General features: G+C 72.7%; 2 protein-coding genes. Both read left to right on the top strand.

The window, feature by feature from the left end:
- Positions 1 to 236: universal stress protein (locus tag GTP55_RS29190; protein WP_161048259.1), on the top strand; the 236-nt coding region annotated here is incomplete at its 5' end.
- A gap of 33 nt (positions 237 to 269) precedes the next feature.
- Positions 270 to 722, top strand: a 453-nt coding sequence (locus GTP55_RS29185) for a universal stress protein (protein ID WP_161048258.1), incomplete at its 3' end; no start/stop codon positions are given.

Genomic DNA, 722 nt, shown 5'->3' with positions numbered 1-722 from the left:
CCGCCTGCGTCGCGGCGGCGGCCGCCGCCGCGCAGGCCGAGGGCGTGGCGTGCGACACGCTGGTGGTCGAGCACGAGTTGCCATACCGGGCGATTCTGGAGGCGGCGCGCGAGCGCGGCTGCGACCTGGTGGCGATGGCGTCGCACGGCCGCAGCGGCCTGCAGGCACTGCTGATCGGCAGCGAAACGCACAAGGTTCTGACCCATAGCCCGCTGCCGGTGCTGGTGTTCCGCTAACCCGGCCAGTGGCGCGCCCCTCAAGGAGTTGCCATGTCGTATAAAACTATCCTGGTCAATGCGCAGCCGGCGCCGCGCACGGCGCAGATCGTCGCCTGTGCGAGCCGGCTGGCGCTGGCCGACGACGCCCATCTGGTCGGCCTGGCCAGCACCGGACTGAACGAGCTGGAGTACCAGTGCAACGCCATCGCCCCCGGGGTGCCGGTGTTGCCGGACGCCAGCCGGGTACTGACCGCCGCCGCCCGCCAGGCGCTGGATGAGTTTACCGCGGTTGCAAGCCAGCTCGGCGTTGCCGCCTGCGAAGCCCGGCTGACCGACGACAATCTGCTGGCCAGCATGGTGTTGCAGGCGCGCTACGCCGACCTGGTGGTCACCGGCCAGACCGACGCCGGCGGCGTGCCGGCGGCGCAGCTCATCCTGCACAGCCCGCGTCCGGTGCTGGTGGTGCCGGACGCCGACGCGGGCGCCGCCAGCGCCGCCGGCGCC

Source organism: Duganella margarita, from assembly GCF_009857535.1.
In the GTDB taxonomy this organism is placed as follows: domain Bacteria; phylum Pseudomonadota; class Gammaproteobacteria; order Burkholderiales; family Burkholderiaceae_D; genus Rugamonas; species Rugamonas margarita.
This window is presented reverse-complemented; position numbering and strand designations above follow the sequence as displayed.